Annotated in this window: 19 protein-coding genes and 2 pseudogenes; 11 read left to right on the top strand and 10 right to left on the bottom strand. The window is 67.2% G+C overall.

All coding sequences use genetic code 11. From position 1 onward, the window contains the following. The first annotated feature begins 1,156 nt into the window (after window positions 1–1,156). Window positions 1,157–1,522, top strand: coding sequence for a histone-like nucleoid-structuring protein Lsr2 (locus JWS14_RS39015; RefSeq protein ID WP_206015565.1), 366 nt, complete (start codon window positions 1,157–1,159; stop codon window positions 1,520–1,522). A 29-nt stretch (window positions 1,523–1,551) separates the two neighbouring features. Here the strand turns inward: JWS14_RS39015 and mihF are convergent, their stop codons facing one another. From mihF to JWS14_RS39030, 3 genes are all read right to left on the bottom strand, one after another. Continuing rightward, entirely contained in the window at window positions 1,552–1,866 is a 315-nt protein-coding gene (gene mihF / locus JWS14_RS39020; protein ID WP_206015566.1) for an integration host factor, actinobacterial type, read from the bottom strand. A 372-nt stretch (window positions 1,867–2,238) separates the two neighbouring features. Then, window positions 2,239–2,751, bottom strand: coding sequence for a helicase associated domain-containing protein (locus JWS14_RS39025; RefSeq protein WP_206015567.1), 513 nt, complete (start codon window positions 2,749–2,751; stop codon window positions 2,239–2,241). Between the two features lie 583 nt (window positions 2,752–3,334). Continuing rightward, window positions 3,335–3,481 (bottom strand): hypothetical protein, encoded by a 147-nt coding sequence (locus JWS14_RS39030; protein ID WP_206015568.1) that lies wholly within the window; start codon window positions 3,479–3,481, stop codon window positions 3,335–3,337. Between the two features lie 483 nt (window positions 3,482–3,964). Here JWS14_RS39030 and JWS14_RS39035 point away from each other — a divergent pair, with 483 nt between their 5' ends. From JWS14_RS39035 to JWS14_RS51880, 6 genes are all read left to right on the top strand, one after another. Beyond that, a complete protein-coding gene (locus tag JWS14_RS39035) occupies window positions 3,965–4,270 on the top strand; it encodes a hypothetical protein (protein WP_206015569.1) in 306 nt (101 codons plus the stop codon). Between the two features lie 776 nt (window positions 4,271–5,046). Further along, on the top strand, window positions 5,047–5,370 hold the full coding sequence (locus JWS14_RS39040; RefSeq protein ID WP_072951788.1) for a transposase: 324 nt from the start codon (window positions 5,047–5,049) through the stop codon (window positions 5,368–5,370). Further along, complete coding sequence (locus JWS14_RS39045) at window positions 5,370–5,825, top strand: IS3 family transposase (protein ID WP_206015570.1); 456 nt, start codon at window positions 5,370–5,372, stop codon at window positions 5,823–5,825. Before JWS14_RS39040 ends, JWS14_RS39045 begins: the two co-directional genes overlap by 1 nt. Before the next feature lie 284 nt (window positions 5,826–6,109). Then, window positions 6,110–7,333: an IS110 family RNA-guided transposase gene (locus JWS14_RS39050; protein WP_206015571.1), complete on the top strand. Its 1,224-nt coding sequence runs from the start codon at window positions 6,110–6,112 to the stop codon at window positions 7,331–7,333. Window positions 7,334–7,379: 46 nt separating this feature from the next. After that, window positions 7,380–7,820: a DDE-type integrase/transposase/recombinase gene (locus JWS14_RS39055; protein WP_206015572.1), complete on the top strand. Its 441-nt coding sequence runs from the start codon at window positions 7,380–7,382 to the stop codon at window positions 7,818–7,820. 292 nt (window positions 7,821–8,112) lie between these two features. Next, the gene (locus tag JWS14_RS51880; RefSeq protein ID WP_206015573.1) at window positions 8,113–8,526 is read left to right on the top strand and encodes a hypothetical protein; all 414 of its coding nucleotides are present in this window, start codon (window positions 8,113–8,115) and stop codon (window positions 8,524–8,526) included. A 133-nt stretch (window positions 8,527–8,659) separates the two neighbouring features. Here the strand turns inward: JWS14_RS51880 and JWS14_RS39065 are convergent, their stop codons facing one another. Beyond that, a complete protein-coding gene (locus JWS14_RS39065) occupies window positions 8,660–8,980 on the bottom strand; it encodes a hypothetical protein (RefSeq protein ID WP_206015574.1) in 321 nt (106 codons plus the stop codon). A 4-nt stretch (window positions 8,981–8,984) separates the two neighbouring features. On the opposite strand from JWS14_RS39065, the gene JWS14_RS39070 reads away from it, so the two are divergent. Continuing rightward, the gene (locus JWS14_RS39070) at window positions 8,985–9,185 is read left to right on the top strand and encodes a GreA/GreB family elongation factor (RefSeq protein WP_206015575.1); all 201 of its coding nucleotides are present in this window, start codon (window positions 8,985–8,987) and stop codon (window positions 9,183–9,185) included. A 19-nt stretch (window positions 9,186–9,204) separates the two neighbouring features. Here JWS14_RS39070 and JWS14_RS50430 read toward each other — a convergent pair. The 4 genes and pseudogenes from JWS14_RS50430 to JWS14_RS39085 form a co-directional block, all read right to left on the bottom strand. Beyond that, a pseudogene (locus tag JWS14_RS50430) lies at window positions 9,205–9,421 on the bottom strand (hypothetical protein); the annotation flags it as partial. 312 nt (window positions 9,422–9,733) lie between these two features. Beyond that, window positions 9,734–10,000, bottom strand: a complete 267-nt coding sequence (locus JWS14_RS39075; RefSeq protein WP_206015576.1) for a hypothetical protein — start codon at window positions 9,998–10,000, stop codon at window positions 9,734–9,736. Beyond that, window positions 10,000–10,575, bottom strand: coding sequence for a hypothetical protein (locus tag JWS14_RS39080; RefSeq protein ID WP_206015577.1), 576 nt, complete (start codon window positions 10,573–10,575; stop codon window positions 10,000–10,002). Before JWS14_RS39080 ends, JWS14_RS39075 begins: the two co-directional genes overlap by 1 nt. Before the next feature lie 293 nt (window positions 10,576–10,868). Further along, window positions 10,869–11,613: pseudogene (locus JWS14_RS39085) on the bottom strand (DUF3109 family protein). Window positions 11,614–12,124: 511 nt separating this feature from the next. Between JWS14_RS39085 and JWS14_RS39090 the strand changes: the two are divergent. Next, window positions 12,125–12,328, top strand: a complete 204-nt coding sequence (locus JWS14_RS39090; protein WP_206015578.1) for a hypothetical protein — start codon at window positions 12,125–12,127, stop codon at window positions 12,326–12,328. Window positions 12,329–12,384: 56 nt separating this feature from the next. Here the strand turns inward: JWS14_RS39090 and JWS14_RS39095 are convergent, their stop codons facing one another. Further along, on the bottom strand, window positions 12,385–13,863 hold the full coding sequence (locus tag JWS14_RS39095) for a wax ester/triacylglycerol synthase family O-acyltransferase (protein ID WP_206015579.1): 1,479 nt from the start codon (window positions 13,861–13,863) through the stop codon (window positions 12,385–12,387). Between the two features lie 221 nt (window positions 13,864–14,084). Here JWS14_RS39095 and JWS14_RS39100 point away from each other — a divergent pair, with 221 nt between their 5' ends. Then, window positions 14,085–14,366, top strand: a complete 282-nt coding sequence (locus JWS14_RS39100; RefSeq protein WP_206015580.1) for a hypothetical protein — start codon at window positions 14,085–14,087, stop codon at window positions 14,364–14,366. Window positions 14,367–14,966: 600 nt separating this feature from the next. Beyond that, entirely contained in the window at window positions 14,967–16,289 is a 1,323-nt protein-coding gene (locus JWS14_RS39105; protein ID WP_206015581.1) for an ABC transporter substrate-binding protein, read from the top strand. 101 nt (window positions 16,290–16,390) lie between these two features. Here the strand turns inward: JWS14_RS39105 and JWS14_RS39110 are convergent, their stop codons facing one another. Then, complete coding sequence (locus tag JWS14_RS39110; RefSeq protein ID WP_206015582.1) at window positions 16,391–16,798, bottom strand: cupredoxin domain-containing protein; 408 nt, start codon at window positions 16,796–16,798, stop codon at window positions 16,391–16,393. Window positions 16,799–17,123: the final 325 nt, after the last annotated feature.

Raw genomic sequence — 17,123 nt, forward strand, 5'->3', positions numbered from 1 at the left:
GACCGTGACGGTGAAACCACCTCGCTCACGATCAATCCTGCGCTCGGTGTGGTTGGCGGCGGCCGGCTGTTCGGCATACTCCTGCAGCTGGGGTCTGGGTCGATCCGGGTGCGCAGGTACGCCAGGGTTTCCTGGTGCGGGGGATCGGAATGGGCCGGAGTCCGCGAACGTCGGTGCTGCATCGCCCTGACATCGGCGAGGGCGTCAGGCCCGGGCGACACGCGGAACGTCATTCGTCACGAATTGGCCCTCGGGGACGTTCGGTTTGTGGTTCCGGTGTGGCGTCGGCGGCGTCCTCGGCTGGTGGCGAAGTCACACCTCGACAGCCGGCGGGGAACCTGGTCGCCAGCGCCCTGCGCGGGATCGTCGAGGCTCGCCGCCACCATCCGGCGCGGGAGAAGGTATAGGCGGTCGTACCAGCTACTTTTTGAGCAGTGCCGCGTCTGTGTGCATGTGCGGGAGTCCCTCCGGTGTGGGTCTATGGTCCGCACTTGGCACCTGCCTCCGCATGCGGTGCATTTCGCGTAGCCGCCGTAGGAGAAGGTCGCCCGGTGGAATGAGCGTGACGGAGTAGAACACCGCACCGTCAAGAGAATCCTCGATCACGCAGGAGAAGACTCCGAAGGAGGAGAAAACCAACAGGCCGCACGCGAAACTCGTCGCCCGATACCTGAACGCCATCGTTCACCCGTCCTTCGATGCTCACTCAGTGAGGAGCGAAACAAATCCAGCGTGCCGTGAGAGTGCAAAGCCTCGCCCAGGCGGCGACGCGAATCGTGATCAGACTGGCGGAGCCGTGCTCCCCGGTGCCAGGGAGCGTCCCCCTTGTCGGTCACCGATTGCGAAACCGCCGGCTGGGGAGGCGAGAACAGATCACCACGCCCGCGGTGGCACCGCAAGGGTTTCGTCGGGGTCGGAGGCACGAATGCGTCACACTGGGGGAGGGTGCCCGGCGGTGGCGGTGGCGGTGGCGCTGGTCGTTTGTGCGGGGCGCGCTGTTCGGGTCGTGGACGCCGATGTGAGAGACATTAATCGAGAATTGTGCTGTCTCAATTGCCGCGTTCAATTTCGTCGGTCGGTCGGGCGGATATCGCGAGGATGCCGTCCTCTCGCGTGGGCAGTACAGTCGACCGGTAAAGAAAATGAGGGAGTGGGCATGGCGCGCCGAATAGTGGTCGAACACGTCGACGATATCGACGGAACTTCCATCGACGCCGGAAAAGGTGAGACGATCGCCTTCTCCGTCGACGGCATCGATTACGAGATTGATCTGTCGGCGAAGAATGCGGCAGAGTTCCGCAAGACGCTCGATTACTACATTGAGCATGCGACAAGGGTGGGTGGCCGCAGGCACCGGACCGCAGGCACCATCCACTCCGGCGGTGGCCCGGCGACGCCGGCCCGGCGAGACCGCGAGCACGTGCGAGCGGTCCGTGAATGGGCGCGCGAGCAGGGCTACGAGGTGGGGGTCCGGGGGCGGATGCCCACCGATATCGTGGAGGCGTACAACGCGGCTCACTGACCCGCTGCGATGTCCGTGCAGCGCACCGGTCACCTCGCGGCGGCGTCGACGAGTGCCTTCCGCTGATTCGGCCCCAGACCACCGATCCGGCGCGTATCGGAGATCGACAGCTCCTCGAGCAGTTGAGCGGCCTTGATCGGACCCACGCCGGGGAGTGACTTGACGAGGGCGGACACCTTCGTTTGCTTCACGATGTCGTCGGATTCGGCCTTTTCGAACACCGCGCTCACGGTGAGGTCACCCGACTTCACAGCCGAGAGAAGTTCGCTGCGCAGCTTCCGTGCCCGAGTTGCCTTCGCCAAGGCTGCCGCTCGCTGTTCCGGTGTCAAAGTGGGCAATGCCATGAGAACTCCTCCGAGTATCCGCGACAAAATTGCTGCTGCCGGATGGGATTGCGTGTGCAGTAACGGCATCAGCAACGCCCATTGCTGCATCGATCGTAACAATCCACGGAAACGCACTACAGCGGATCGCACCGAAATCGGAAACTGTCGCCCGACCAAATTTGGGTTTCGATCACCGTGGGATATGGCACGAGTGAGTCGATATCCGGGATCGGGATCGGGATTGGGGGAGGGCAGCCGATCGGGCGAAAGCCACCGCGCGGCACCATCGCCGAGATCGACACCGCGACACCGCGACACCCGGTAGGTTCTCACCCCGTGCGGGTGACTGCGACCGTTGTGATCGGCACCGGACCGGCACCACCCGGGAAGCTATGCCGCCGTGCGAGGACCCCGCGGCCGGGCCGCCGGTGACACCCCTAGCACTGCGAGCGGTGCACGTTCCTCGTCCGGCAGGGTGTGCGCGCGCCATTTCTTCACCGCCCGATACAGCCACTGCCCCACCTGCTCGCCATCGTCGGTGAGGTAGTTGACGGGCACCAGGGCGTCACCGTGCTCCTCGCGGTAGGCGGCGATCGCCGTCAACATGCGCCGACGCTTCGAATCCGTCCTCGCGACCGCCGGGAGGGGCTGCCCGTTCTCGGCCCACACGAAACCGATCGCGTCGAGCTCGCTGATCCGGCTGGCCGGCAGTGTTCCGAGCATCCGGGCGACACGCTGACGGGTCTGCCACCGCCCGAGACGGTATCCGTTCTCGGTGACGTGGTCGTCCGGGACCGGAGAGTGCGGGTGCGTGCGACAGAACGCTGCGTACATCCGCAGCGGCGACAGTGAATCTCGGGCGAGCGCTGGTCGCATCGACATCGATCCTTCCGCGTCCATCATCAGGTCCGGTTGTCCAATCGTCGTGCATTCAAGTATGTCCACCACATCGCATATATAACAGCACCCCGCCCTCGCAATCACGATGCAGTGCCTGCCCCGGAGGACAGACATTCCTCGCGACGTGGTGTGCACCACGACCGCGCCGGAAACTATTCCGTAGACCTGCCGTGGAAGTGAGTTAGGAGTCGTTCGCTCCCGCAACCGGACTGAGCCGGAAATCGGAGGTTGAGGAGGAGGTGCACCATGGGGTGTCGGATCGGCGATACCACCTCCGCGTGCTCGGATCCTGGTGCGCTGCGGCGTCGTCAACTGGTCTCACGCGGCCACCGTCGCCGCCGACGCCCTTCCCTCTGCGGTGGGGTGGCAGCCGGGTGTCGCCCCGCACACGAGAGAACTCATCCAACTCCTGCTGGGCTCGTTTTGCGGTGAGATCGTCGGACAGGGCGCGCCACCAGTACTGGGCAGCAGTGTGATTAGCCATCCACCACTCCTGCGCGGTTCCCGGACCGGGGTGGACAGATCGCCACCGGGACGCCGCATTCTGTGCACTCGATTCGGGTGCTCGCCGATCCGTTGTTGGCGGTCAGGAGCCGGTCGGGACGGACGGAGGTCCGAGATCGGTCGCGGTGTTGCGGGATCGTGTGTCGACTTGGGCGAGTTTGTCCTTGGCCGCGACGAGGCTGACCTTCGCCTTCGCCGGGCAAGACTTGTGGAACTTTAGGCCGATCATCTGCGAGTTCATCTTTGGTGCAGCATCATTGGTGTCGCTTTCTGTTGCTGATGTTCTGGCGCTACGCGACAAGGCTGGTCGTGTTGCGGATCGTGTGGTGCGCTACTCGCGCTTGCGGCACTCGAGTTGCTCATTCGCCCGGCCCGCACGTACGGCACTCCGGACGCCACCGTCGAGCAGGCTTCGTCCTGACCCGCGACATCGAGGTCAAGGCGATCGGTGAGTTTCGACGGCCGCACCGCCGCCGCGGAGGCAGCATTGAAGGCGAGGGCGAAGAACGACTGGGCCACCGCACTTGTCGAGCCCTGTTCGCAAGGTAGGGGTCCGCGTTGCAGTAGATTCCAGCGAATGTTCTCGCGGCAGTGGCCGTCGTAACGTTCGTGTGGAATCGATGTCCCTGTGTGATCGCACCGACCGTCTGCCCGCGTGGACAGCGGTGACCCATACAGTTCGCTTGGCGAGATGTGAATTGAGGGAGCGGTTATGGAGTGGTTCGTATCGTTCTGGGATCGGGAGACCCAGCGAACGTCGGTGCGGGCGGGGGAGGCGCCCGACCGCGGCGACGCACTGACGCAGATCGTCTCCGCCGGAGGCGAGTTGGCGCGCCGCGAGGACGGGTCGGTGGTCAACGAGGTCGCCCACCTCCGCGTCGGGGACGATCTGGCCGTGGTGGGCGGGTTCGATAGTCCCAGCCTGAGCGATGAAGTGCTGCGGAGCCGTATCGAGGCGGCGATCGCCGCGACGAAGGAACACGCCCGCACCGTGCAGCAACAAACGTCGATCGAGTAGTCGGCCCCGGTCCGTACCGGCCCACCGACCCGACGAGGTACCTGACCGCGCCCGGATCGGTGGCCGATCGGTGGGAACGCGTCGCGCACTGGCTGGAAACCCACATCCCGTCCGCGCAGATCACCCCACCTGTGAGGAGCCGATCGCCGTCGCGGTCACCGCCACCGAGCAGCACTGGAAGCTGACCGCACTGTTGGCTGGTCGGCGGGTTCGGCGTCGTCAACGGGGTGCAACTGTTGCCGTGGTGCGCGAGTTGTTCGACCTGGACCGGGTCGTTGAGGAACGGCAGACGGACATCGACGTCTGGGGTGAGATCGGTGAGGAGATGGGCGCCGAACCGGCCACCGTCGGGGCTGCGGGGGACCCGGCGGGCAGTTTCTGCCGGATTTTCTGCCCGTCGCCGGCCGCACCGGCAGTGCGTCGAGACCCGACCCGGCCTGCTGCACGGCTGCGCCACCGAGTTCGACAAGGTCGGTGCCGGCGAGGCCGGTCCTCGATGGTCCTGTCTGAGTGTGATGCTCACCGATCTGGCGAACAGCCTGCACACCGGCGCGTGTTCGACGATCGACGGACCCCGGCCGTCAACGATGGACAGCTGAGCTGGGAATACCAAGGCTGGGCTGTTCACCGGTCGGCATGCCTGCGTATCACTCACCTTCCATCCGTCCTACCAGTACGCGACCACCTTCAGCGCGATGAACGTGCCCGCGTGAGGTTCCCCCCGGAAAGTGGACACCGACTTGGCGGGACACCGGTCCCGCTGGAAGGATGTCCGTATGCCCCCTCGCAAGCGTCGGTCGTTCACGACCGAGTACAAGGTCGAGGCTGCCCACCGGGTGATCGACTCCGGTCGCACCATCGCAGAGGTCGCCCGAGAACTCGGCCTCAACGAGAGTCTGTTGGGTGAATGGGTCAAACTTGAGCGGCGCAGAATCGCCGCCGCAGAGTCCCACGGAGAGAAGCCTTTGGACGCGGCCGAACACGCCGAGCTACTCCGATTGCGAAGGCAGGTAAGCGAACTCGAGAAGGACAACGCTTTCCTGGTAAAAGCTTCGGCGTACTTTGCCGCGATGCAGAAGAACCGACCCGGTTCGATCTGATGGCCAAGTACGCCGGCCCCGACAACATCGAAGAGACCGCCGGCACCGCCGCGCCGGAAGGTGAACGGTTCTCGATCCTGCGGATGGCGAGACTGCTGGAGGTGTCCACATCGGGCTACTACCAGTACGTCAAGCGCAGAGTCGCCACGGTGTTGACGCCGAGGCAACAGCGTCGCGCCGACCTCGAAGTCAAGATCGTCGAGATCCACCGGGAATCGAAGGGTACCTACGGGTCGCCGCGGGTCACGGCCGAGTTGCGGGCGCGTGGTGAGGTGGTGAACGCCAAGACCGTGGCCAAGATCATGGCCTCGCTCGGTGTGGAGGGCATCAGCCCGCGCACGTTCAAGGTCAAGACCACGGTGGTCGATCCGCAGGCGTCGTTCCCGCCGGATCTGATCGAGCGACACTTCGATCGGGGCCGGCTCGATGCGGTCTGGTTTACCGACATCACCTAATGGGTGAGTCGGACCAAACGATCCGACACGCACAAGGCGACTGGCGGGAGGTCCCTGAGATATTACCGATCCGGGCGCAGTCTGAGCAGTGAGCCGCTGGGAGGTGATCACTGCTGTGAGGGCATCCGACTGTGTGAGAGGTCTCAAGGTAGACGGTGACCCTGCCAGTCGCTGGGGGCACGTGATCGGCTTGTGAGATGCCGCGCCAAAGAGCGCTTTCCATTAGGTCGCCGCACAACCCCCGGAGCTCACAACAGAATACGCCGCTGGACAGGAGGTCGCACATGAGCATCAACTGCGGGATCGATTGGGCCGAAGTGCATCACGATGTCGCCCTGGTCGACGAGAACGGCACCGTCATCGCCCGGAAACGCATCGACACCGGCACAGCGGGATTGACCGCACTGCTGGAGGTAATCGCCGAGAGCGGAGGCGCACCGGGCACCACCCCTATCGCGATCGAGACCGACAAGAATCTGCTCGTCGTGGCGCTGATGGAAGCAGGATTCACCGTCTACCCGATCAACCCCCGTGCGGTGGCCCGCTACCGCGAACGCCACGGACAGGCCGGCGGCAAGTCCGATCCGGGTGACGCCGCGATCCTGGCGAACATTCTGCGCACCGACCGAGCGATGCACCGTCCGATGCCGGCGATCAGCGAACACGGCCGGGCGATCAAGGCCCTCGCACGTCAGCACCAGGAGGCGATCTGGGCGCTGCATCAGACCATCAGCCGACTACGCTCTGTGTTGCTGGAGTTTTATCCTGCTGCACTGCAAGCATTTCCGAATTTGAAGCACCGCGCCGCGGTCGCGACGCTCTCCGCGGCGCCCACCCCGGCATCGGGTCGCGCCCTGACCCGCCGCAAAGTTGTGACGGTGCTGCAACGCTGTGGCCGGCGCAACGACCCGAACCTGGTCGAGCGGATCCTGCAGGAGCTGAAGACGCCCGCGCTCGGGCAGCCGCCGCAGGTCGAGGAGGCACTCGGTCACGCGGTCACCGGTCTGCTCGCCGTCATCGCCTCGATGCAGCAGTCCGTGGACAGCCTCGAGGACGCGCTGGGTCGCGAATTCGACAGCCACCCCCTCGCGCCGATCCTGCGGTCGGCTCCGGGACTTGGTCCGATTCTCGCCGCCCGGGTCCTGGCCGAGATCGGCGACGATCCTGAACGGTTCGCGACGGCAAACGGGTTGCGCGCGTTCGCCGGTACCGCGCCGATCACCCGAGCCTCGGGCCGATCGCACTACGTCAAGGCGCGCAAGGTCCGCAACAAGCGACTCGGGGACGCCTGCCACTGGTGGGCGTTCGTCACCCTCACCAAATCAGCGGGTGCACGTGCCCACTACGACAAGCGACGAGCCGCCGGCGACCATCACAACGCCGCGCTGCGCAACCTCGCCAACAAGCTCCTCGGGCGCATGTGGTGGTGCCTGCAACACAACGAACCCTGGGACGACCACGCCGCCTGGCCCGACCTCAATTCTGGGCCGAAGCCGGCGGCTGCTTGACACCTGACCCGCGTGGGATGTCTACCTCACGTGCGGTGAGGGGGACATGTTCTTGTGTGCGATCCGGGACGGTCATTCACGGAAGGTGTTGGGATACAGCATTGCTAATCACATCAGCGCCGAGATGGTCACCACCGCCATCGATCGAGCCGTGGCCACGCGCGGTGGGCGGTGTCGCGAGACGATCCTGCATTCGGACCGGGGTGGGGAATACACTGCCCACCTGACCGCGGCGTCGTGTGTGCAGCACGGGTTGCGTCGGTCGATGGGTGCGACCGGGATTTGTTGGGACAACAGTCCATCCGAATCGTTTTGGTCGATCTTCAAGCATGAAGAATACTATCGGCACGTCTATGCAACGAAGGCTGATCTCGTTGCTGGCGTTGACAACTGGATTGTCTTCTACAACACTGTTCGACGGAACTCTACGGTGGGGATGCACAGTCCCGACAGCTACGAGAAGTTGCTTCAGGTGGGAGTCGCCTGAGGCACGCAACCCCCTTGTCCACCGTTCGGGGGGAACCTCAGCGAGCACCGCGAGCTGGATCCGGGCTGCCCACTTCTTCCGTGTGGGTGCCCCGCCGCTCGAAGGATCCGAGTTATCAGGAGGCGCCGTGGCCGGGGGACCGGTGCCCCGCCCTCGGGGCAACAACTCCGCCCGCCCGCCCGCCCGCCCGCCCCGTCAGTGCCCGTGCGCCCTTTCGAAGACCCGACCCATGCCGCCGAGTCACCTCGCCGGCATGACCCGTCGGCACGAACGATACGGGCGGGTCCATAGCGTGATCGAGGACCCTGGCCCGGCGTCCTCGCGGGGACGGATCGTTACCCGCCGGTTGGTGATCACCACCGGTGACCCGCTGTCCGCTCATCGCTCGCTCCCGCATGCGCCTTCGCCACGGGAGATGTACGGCCCGTTCAGCTTCTACCCGGGCCGGGCGCTGCCGGAGCGCACGATGGCATCCACGGTGTCGACGAACCCGGGTATTTCCTGTATTTCCTGCGGCAGCGCGGCGGACGCCCTTCCGACGGTCGGTGTTGAGGAGGAGTTCCTCCTCGACGAGTCCGGAACCGGGACACCGTGCCTGTGCAATACCGCCGTCGCGGAGACCGGTAGCGACCTCGGCATCGCGCTGCAACTCGAGCTCTCGCGTGCCATCGAAACCGCCACTCGAGCCGGTCGGTTGAGGCGTTGATCCTCGGCGCCTACGTCGCCGTTGCCCTCCACCGAGGCCGTGCAGCGTTGATCCGACCGCGTTGACCCCGGTAGGTTCGGGGCAGAGGACAGCCAATGACTGGAGTACATGTCATCCACAAGGTCACAGCCAATTACGGCCGACGGCAGGGGCAAGATTGAACAGCCGCGATGAGGGCGAACCGGCGCTGGCGCGTGACCGCGTCGCCGACCAGATGGAAGAGCTTCGCGCGCGTCGGGAGCGGATGGCGGCCGAGCTCGCCGAGCGTGACCGGGTTGGTGACAGCGCCGATGACGCCGACGCATTGGAGCGCGGTGATGCACTGGCGGAGGTCGACGATCGGATCGCGGAACTGGGCGCCTGGCTCGAGGGTGATCGCTCGACGACGGGCACCGCGGACACGCTCCCTGTGGGGAACCGAGTTGTCCCTGCGGTTCGCCGACACCACGGTCACCGGGGTGAGGATCGTATCGATCACCGAGGAGATTGCCGGCGGCGACGAGACCACCGTGACCGCCGACAGCCCGCTGGGCCTGGCCCTCGCCGGGCATCGGCCCGGCGACACCGTCATCTACACCACGCCGCGGGGACCCCAACGGGTCCAGCTGCTCTCGCTGACCCTGCCCGCTGGAACCCCTGAGGGTCCCGCGGACCGTTAACCTCAATGTCGCGTTATTAGACGGTGAGGATCCCGCCGGCGATCGACATCGACACGAACGGCATGGCCAGAAACAGCAGCCCGCTGCCCAGGAACACGGTCGCGAAGAACCGGTCCCGCGAGTCCGCCGAGCCGGTCACGCAGCACTCCGACGAACGACAGGAACGCGACCCCGCGAGCGGATCCAGCAACCAGGGCCGCGGTGATCTGGGTGCCGTGGCGGGGTCCAGGGGTTTGCGCGGACCCGGCCGAGGGGCAGTCACGGGGCATGTCCCGGACAGGGGTTCGGCCGGGAATGCTGTCACATTCTCGGCCGGATCTCTGCTTCACAAGGTCACCGAGACCCGCGGTTTCCCTGATCCGCACACATCACGGTACCCGCTCTTCGACAACCCCTACAAGGTCCTGACCTGCGGATATGAAGGATCTCCGGCGGAACCCCCTCGCCGACAGGTGCCGCCCCCCGTTCAGGCCACCGAGCACCCGCCGGACCCCAAAAGTGTGACACCGCGGCGCCGACGGTGCCGACCGAGCTCACGGCGATCGTGGTCAGCCGCGGTCACTGGGCGGATCATCGACCTCGCGGTACGCCGGTGGTGGGGTGGCGGCAAGTTGGAGTTCGTCCGGGCTGGCGTGCTGGACGCGGCCGTTGGCGAAATACACGGCCAGTAATCCGTCGAACCCGCACCCGATGACCACACCCGGCGTTCCGCGCCGGATGCGGGGGCGGAGGAAACCGCCGAGATCTGCTGCCGCGAGCACTCGGTCGCCGACATCGAGTGGCTCGCCCGCACCGGCGCCGTGCCCGCTGGTCATCATCGGATTATCGGCCTCGCCGGCACCACCCGCACATACCGGGAGATGCTGCCGCTGACGACATCGACATCGAGCTGGCCGGCTCGGCTGGTGAGGGTGATGGACAGCGCCTGACCGCCGAGCAAGCCGAGCAGGTGCGCGCCCCTGGCGGCGGCCGACGAGGAGATGCCGAGCAGCGTCACCTCGTCGAATCCCGGCGCACCCGCGCCACCGAACTCGCCGACGAGGTCGCCCGGGTCCGGGGTGGGGCGGACCGCGGTTCCGCGGCCGCCGCCGCGACGATCGACCGGCTCGAGTCGGACCTCGACGACGCCCGGGCCGCCAGTCGGGCCGAGCGGACCCGCACCGACGAGATCCGGGGCGAACTCGGCACCGCCCGTGCCGATTTCGCTGCCTCGCGCACCCAAACAGTGGCCGTCTGGGAGCGGGGCGAGGAACTCCGCGCGGAACTTGCCGAGGTCCGCCGTCGCCCCACCTCGACGACGCCCGGGCCGCCACTCGGCGGAGCGGACCCGCACCGACGAGATCCGCGGCGAACTCGGCACCGCCCGTGCCGATCTTGCTGCCTCGCGCACCCAAGCAGTGGCCGTCCGGGAGCGGGGCGAGGAACTCCGCGCGGAACTTGCCGAGGTCCGCCGTCGCCCCACCTCGACGATCTGACGGGACGCCCGGTGGCACGACACGGCGACGCCCCACCTCACCTGGGGCGGATTACCGGTGGTCGATCCCGAAGGGGGCGGCCGATGAGCGGCAATGTTCCGGCACAGGCGGGTTCGCGGTGCGAAGGCGACGGCTGCGGTCGATCTCTCCCATCATGGCCGGACCGAGGAAGGCGGTGCCTGGGAGATCGACCGCGGGGTCCGCTCCGTTACCTGGGCTTCTGCTCGGCGGCCGCGGCGGCCGCGGTGGCCGGGTGTACGGCGATCAGACCGAGCCCGGCCCGGCGTTTGCAGAGCTTCGCCAGTTCGGCGTACGCGGCCGTGCCGAGCAGTTCCGTCAGCTCCGGCGCGTATGACTGCCAGACGGCCTTGCTGCCGACGTGGGCGTCGGGGGAGCCGGAGCAGTACCAATCCAGGTCGGCGCCGCCTTCGCCCCAGTCGCGGCGGTCGTACTCGGTGATAGTGGTCTTGAGGATCTGTTCGCCGTCGGGGCGTTCGACCCATTCCTGGGTGCGCCGGATCGGGAGCTGCCAGCACACGTCGGGCTTCACCTCGAGGGGTTCGATGCCGCGTTTGAGCGCCATCGAGTGCAGCGCGCAGCCGATGCCGCCCTCGAAGCCGGTTGAGGAAGATGCACGCGCCCTGGTAGCGGCGGGTGCGCAGCGCGGGCTCGTCGTCCAGGTCGTCCTCCTCGATGTAGCCCTTCTCGCCGAGGCCCGTGTCCATGAACTGCCAGTCCTCGGGTGTGAGCAGCTTCACCGATGCGTTCAGTCGCTCGAGGTCCTCCTGGTCGGAGAGGAAGGCGCCGTGCGAGCAGCAGCCGTCGTCGGGTCGGCCGGCGATGATGCCCCGGCAGGCCGGGGTGCCGAACACGCAGGTCCAGTGCGAGAGCAGCCACGTCATGTCCGCGGCGATGAGGTGCTCGGAGTTGTCGGGATCGAGGAACTCGACCATTCCCGAGCGAAGTCGAGCGGAACCTCGGGGCTGGGCGTGATCGTGTGTGCACGCCCTGCTTTACGTGCTGTCACAAGTCCCGACGGTAGACCCGGTACCAGTCATGTGCGACTAGGGGTTACTCGACGTCGGAGGCAATACCGTCCATGGGCTGGTGCTGACCGTGCCTGGTCGTCGGCCCGGGGCGAGGTCACCGTGCGGGTGTCCCCTGAACGGGGCGGTAGGGTCTCGCTGCCGGTGACTTTGAGACGCTGCGACCTGCGCGTTTCTCATGTGTCTCACGGTATTACCACCGCGATCTGTCTCCACTTTCCTGGGCATTTCCTCGGGAACAGCGCGATGCGGGCGGGCCGTGCTGAGGCGGGCGGACGGGATGACCCTGACAACTGGACGTCGGGAGTGGTTGGGGCAACACGCGCTGGTCCATTGGTGGGGCCACAGCGAACACCCGGTGGAAGTTGTGAAGGACAGTCATCGTTGCGGCGGGTGGCGGATCTGATCAACCCAGCGGGTGGTGTTCGCCCACCTCGAGCGCACCCGGCCCACGTATACCCCGGATCAGCAGGCGGCGCTCGGCGCGAACCGCAACTGCCGCGCTCGTGTGGTGGGGGAGACCAAACGCACCCATGTCAAGCACACCGCCCGCCGGCTGGGCGCCCAGGGCGCCGCCCGCGATTTGATCGCCCCAGCGGATCGCGGGAGTGGGAGCGAGTGATGGGTGTCACCGTGCGGGATGGGTGTGTGATGACGCGCTGCCGACCTCGCCGCCTGTCACGGTGGGGGGCGGCGGGGGCGCAGGTGTCGGACGTTGCGTGTGCATGCGGTCAGTTCGGCGAGGGCCTCGTGCAGGTGCCCGGTCACGTCCCACACGTCGGGAACCAGTTCGCGGCAGGCGAGGATTCCGACATCGAGGTGCCGGTCGTAGGACATCGCGGCGATGGTGATGCCGGCGTGGTCGGTGACCGCGGAGATGGGAAAGTTCCCGGTCACCTCGGCGCCCGCGGCGTACACCGGCCGCGTGGGGCCGACGGCGTGGGAGATGACCAGGTTGACCGGTGGTGTGGGCGTGGTCAGCGCCCGCAGCGGTGTGCGCGAGATCAGACCGCGCACCGCCTGCGGCAGCCGGGCGCCGAAGTCACGCACGAGCGTGGCGGGTGCCGAGCGGAAACGCCGGGGCGCCGCGGTCAGCGAGGTGTGCACCCTCTGCAGGCGCCGGGCCGGGTCGTCGTCATCGGTGGGCAGCGCGACGGGGACCAGGGAGAGCCGGGTGCGGGCGGTCGCGAACGGTCCGGTCTCGGTGCGCACCGAGACCGGCATGGCCGCGGCCAGCGCTGTGCCGGGCAGGGCGTCGTGGTCGATCAGCCAGCGGCGCAACACGCTGGTGCACAGCGCCGTCACCACGTCGTCGGCGGTGAACCCCAACGCGGCCCCCACCGCCTCGACCTCGCCGAGCGGCAGTGAGGTGAACGCGAAACGCCGGTTGGCCGTGACCGGGCCGTTGAACGGGGTCTCGGGCGGGGTCGGCGACGCGGGCGGTGGCGCCGGGGGCAACCACCGTTGCGCGAACCGGGCCAACCTTCGAGTGAGCATGCCCGCGCCGGGAACGGTGCTGGTGCCGGCGAGTTCGGGCAGGTGCGGGGCCATCTCGAGCGAGGACCACAGCAGCTGGGCGGGCAGGGTTCCCAGGTGCCATACGCTCTTGCCGACCATTCCCAGGACGCCCGCAGCCTGGTACTGCTCGTCGCTGAAGCGGTGCGGCACTACGTGGGGTCGCGGGCTGGTGTCCATCAGCACTGCGAGGGCCTGCGCCGCGGTCAGACCGTCGATCACCGCGGGGTGCACCTTGGTGTAGATCGCCTGCCGGCCGCCGGTGAGACCGTGGACCAGCCAGCACTCCCACAGGGGCTTGTTGCGGTTGAGGGGGCGTGCTGCGAGACGGGCGATCTGATCGGCGAGCTGTTCGTCGGTGCCCGGGCCGGGCAGGGTGGCCTCCCGGACGTGGTAGCCGAGATCGAGGGACTCCGAGTCCACCCAGTAAGGCAGGTCGAGGCCGAGGGGTACTTCCTGCAGCCGCCACCGCAGCGGCCCCACCAGGTGCAATCGGCTACCGACCAGCGCCCGCAGATCCGGGGCCGCGAGCCCGCGGCCCGGCGTCGTGGGGCCGAGGACACTCAGGGCCCCGACATGGGTGAAGGTCGTCGAGGTCTCGGCGTCGAGTAACTGCGCATCGAGGGAACTGAGCTGGTGCATGAGCGGTATCGGGATTGCGTGAGCCACGGCGCCCGCAGCTCACAGGGCGTACAGCTCACGCTACCGCGCGGATCTGACCTCCGGTGCCTCCCAACAACGAGTTAACCCAATCCTCACAATGAGCCGACAGTGGGGGTGAACGGCACGCGGTGCGGCGCTTCCCCGCCGTCAGCGATGCGGTGGAGACCTCCCGCGGTCCGCGAGGAGACGGAGGACCCGAGATGTGCGGGCAGGACTACATCGACGTGATACTGGGCGCGGGGACCGAGATGGGCGGCGAACCCGGCCGCATCATCGTCACCCCGACGGCCGATCGCGATCTTCACGTCTCCCTCGAGTTCGGGCCGATCGACGACACCGCCCGCAAGGCGCCCGACCTGTGGCCGCGACGGATCACGATCACCCATCAGAGCGGCGCCGCAGACCGCCGGCGGTGGACACACCACGTCTGCAGCGCCCTCGCGGACCGTTGCAACTACGGAGCTGCCCCAGTCCTCGGGTGATCAACCCGACTCTCCCGCCCCGAACGCATCGGACTCGACCGCGCCGCGGGCACTCTCACACAAGACGCCCAGGGCGCCGCACGTCGGATCACCGATCGCCCGAGCGGTGACACCGCAACGACACCGACGGCAGCGGACGAAATGCGGCCCCGTCGGCTACCGGTTCACCCGGGACTGGGCAGCATCCATCCTCGACGGGACCGAGGGGTTCTCGGTAGCAAATACCGGGCACGCAACGACGCGGACAGGTTCTCCGTCGTCATGACGAGCAAGTCCAGCGCCGGTGTGGGGCTCCGCGATCTGATGACGGTGTCCCAGGGGCCCGACCATGCTCGATGACCGAGCCGGGTTGGGCTGGTCAGATCCCATTTCGCGACGTACAACGCAACACTCATCTACGTCGAACTCGAGCCGCGCGCGGCAATGACGGCCCCACCGGGCGGTCGATTCAATTTTCGACGTCCCGACGGGTGTCGCACCGAACACAAACCCCGGGGCGCTCTCCGGAGTCGAGGCCCGGAATCGGCGTAGCGTGTTGAGACCCACAGCGAACGCCGATTCGGGTCGCGCCCGCACTCAGGTGATCGAAGGAGAGTTTGGATGGCTAAACGGACCTTCGTGCGGGCGGCCGCGGTGCTCGGCGCGGCATCACTCGCACTGGCAGGTTGTAGTTCGGACAGTGGCGACGACTCCGCGGACGGGAGCGACAGCTCTGCCTCGGCCACCACTGTTTCCACCGACTGCACCCCCGAAGAAGCGGCGGCAGCGGGTGCCCCGTCCACGGCGCCGCTGAAGATCGGCACCCTGCTCCCCGACACGGGAAGCCTCGCCTTCCTCGGACCGCCGATGGTGGCGGGCACCCAGCTCGCCGTCAACGACGTCAACGCCGCCGGTGGGGTCCTCGGCCAGCCGGTCCAGCTGATTCCCGGCGACTCCGGCGACACCACCACCGATACGGCGAACACCACGGTGGACCGGGAACTGGCCGCGGGCACCCAGGTGATCATCGGTGCGGCGTCGTCGTCGGTGTCGCTGAAGGTCATCGACAAGGTGTCCAGCGCCGGCGTCGTGATGTTCTCCCCGGCCAACACGTCCGACCAGTTCGTCTGCTACCCGGACAAGGGGCAGTACTTCCGCACCGCCCCCACCGACGTGTTGCAGGCTCAGGCTGTGTCGCAACTCATCTCGGACGACGGCGGCCAGCGCGTGTCCATCCTGGCCCTCAACGACCCGTACGGAACCGGGCTCGCCGACAACATCGTCAAGAACCTCGTCGACGCGGGCATCCCCGAGGACCAGATCCAGAAGATCATCTACGACCCCAACGCGCAGTCGTTCAACTCGGAGATCGATCAGGTCAAGGACTTTGCCCCGGACGCCATTGCGGTGGTCGGGTTCGAGGAGTCGGCGAAGATCATCACCCGTATGCACGAGGTCGGCATCGGCCCGTCCGACGGCATGAAGGTCTACGGCGTGGACGGCAACATGGGTAACGCACTCGGCGAGTCGGTCGCCGTGCCGTTGCTCGACGGGATGCAGGGCACCACGCCCCTCACCGACGTCGGCCCGGCCTTCCAGGATCGCCTCAAGGCCATCAACCCGGGGTTGATCGACTTCAACTACGCCGGCGAGGCGTACGACGCCGTCGTCATTTCCGCGCTCGCCGCCGAGCAGGCCAAGTCGACGGCCGGTCGCGACATCGCCGCGAACATCAACGCCGTCACCGAGGGCGGCACCGCGTGCACGTCGTACCAGGAGTGCCTGCCGCTCGCGGCGGCCGGCACGGATATCGACTACAACGGCATCACCGGCAAGCTCGACTTCACCGCCGCGGGTGAGCCGTCCATCGGTTCGTACGGCAAGCTGAAGTTCGGCGCCGACAACAAGCTGACCACCGAGGGATACATCGTCGTCGGCGGGTGATCGCCCATCCCGCACAACGGCTGCGACCGGGTGGTGCTCTCGACGCTCGTTCGCGGCCACGAACAGCACCGGGTCCACCCCGAGGACCGGCCGTCGTGCTCTCACTTTTGTCCACGGTGTAACGCCACGACCACGAGTACACCCTGCATGTGAGGATGGTACGTGCAGTGGAACGGGTAGGCCCCCGACCGTGTGGGGGCCGTGAACACGGCGGTGCCGCCGCCGTCGACGTCCCGACCGAAGGCGTCGCCCCGGTCGGCGGTGACGCTGTGCTCGACGGTGTCCTCGTTCTTGACGGTGACCTGCGCGCCGGGCCCGACCCCTATGGGGGTGGCGAAGCGGTAGCCCTCGATGGTGATCGCCGCCGCCGCGTCGGGGCCCGGTGTGGTGCCGGATTCGGCGGCTGCCGACGGCGTCGAGGAATCGGTGGCCACCGACGTGGCCGGTGTGTGGTTCGCCGATGAGCTGCAGGCCGCGGCCAACCCGACGGCGAGCGCGCAGACCATCATCGCGCCGCATCCGCCCCGACGCTCGTGCGCGCACGCTACCGGTGCCGCATTGGCATGCAGCACCCGTCGACCACGCGATCGGTGCACCGTCACGGTGAGCCGCCCAAGACAATCGAAATGAACCGGACAATGTGAACCCGACAAGGCAGGACAGTCTTCCGCCGTTGAGCATAGGACCCGGAGAGCACCGCCACATTCGGTCTCGGCCACCCCGATCTGCCGAGGCCACCCGAGCCGACTCCTTGTACCGCTGCGCCGGTGCTGTCGCGGCTCTTCACCACGAACCCGGACCGGGTGACCTGAACCCCTCGTCGCTGCTGGCAGG

Origin of the sequence: Rhodococcus koreensis, assembly GCF_017068375.1 — a bacterium.
In the GTDB taxonomy this organism is placed as follows: Bacteria; Actinomycetota; Actinomycetes; order Mycobacteriales; family Mycobacteriaceae; genus Rhodococcus_F; species Rhodococcus_F koreensis.

Bases quoted from the DNA above. Each gene is read 5' to 3' on its own strand.
- JWS14_RS39055 (WP_206015572.1), top strand. From the start codon at position 7,380: ATGTTCTTGTGTGCGATCCGGGACGGTCATTCACGGAAGGTGTTGGGA.
- JWS14_RS39095 (WP_206015579.1), bottom strand. From the start codon at position 13,863: ATGCACCAGCTCAGTTCCCTCGATGCGCAGTTACTCGACGCCGAGACC.
- mihF (WP_206015566.1), bottom strand. From the start codon at position 1,866: ATGGCATTGCCCACTTTGACACCGGAACAGCGAGCGGCAGCCTTGGCG.
- JWS14_RS39075 (WP_206015576.1), bottom strand. From the start codon at position 10,000: ATGACCAGCGGGCACGGCGCCGGTGCGGGCGAGCCACTCGATGTCGGC.
- JWS14_RS39025 (WP_206015567.1), bottom strand. From the start codon at position 2,751: ATGATGGACGCGGAAGGATCGATGTCGATGCGACCAGCGCTCGCCCGA.
- JWS14_RS39105 (WP_206015581.1), top strand. From the start codon at position 14,967: ATGGCTAAACGGACCTTCGTGCGGGCGGCCGCGGTGCTCGGCGCGGCA.
- JWS14_RS39035 (WP_206015569.1), top strand. From the start codon at position 3,965: ATGGAGTGGTTCGTATCGTTCTGGGATCGGGAGACCCAGCGAACGTCG.
- JWS14_RS39050 (WP_206015571.1), top strand. From the start codon at position 6,110: ATGAGCATCAACTGCGGGATCGATTGGGCCGAAGTGCATCACGATGTC.
- JWS14_RS39015 (WP_206015565.1), top strand. From the start codon at position 1,157: ATGGCGCGCCGAATAGTGGTCGAACACGTCGACGATATCGACGGAACT.
- JWS14_RS39110 (WP_206015582.1), bottom strand. From the start codon at position 16,798: ATGATGGTCTGCGCGCTCGCCGTCGGGTTGGCCGCGGCCTGCAGCTCA.
- JWS14_RS39040 (WP_072951788.1), top strand. From the start codon at position 5,047: ATGCCCCCTCGCAAGCGTCGGTCGTTCACGACCGAGTACAAGGTCGAG.
- JWS14_RS39100 (WP_206015580.1), top strand. From the start codon at position 14,085: ATGTGCGGGCAGGACTACATCGACGTGATACTGGGCGCGGGGACCGAG.
- JWS14_RS39030 (WP_206015568.1), bottom strand. From the start codon at position 3,481: ATGATCGGCCTAAAGTTCCACAAGTCTTGCCCGGCGAAGGCGAAGGTC.
- JWS14_RS39045 (WP_206015570.1), top strand. From the start codon at position 5,370: ATGGCCAAGTACGCCGGCCCCGACAACATCGAAGAGACCGCCGGCACC.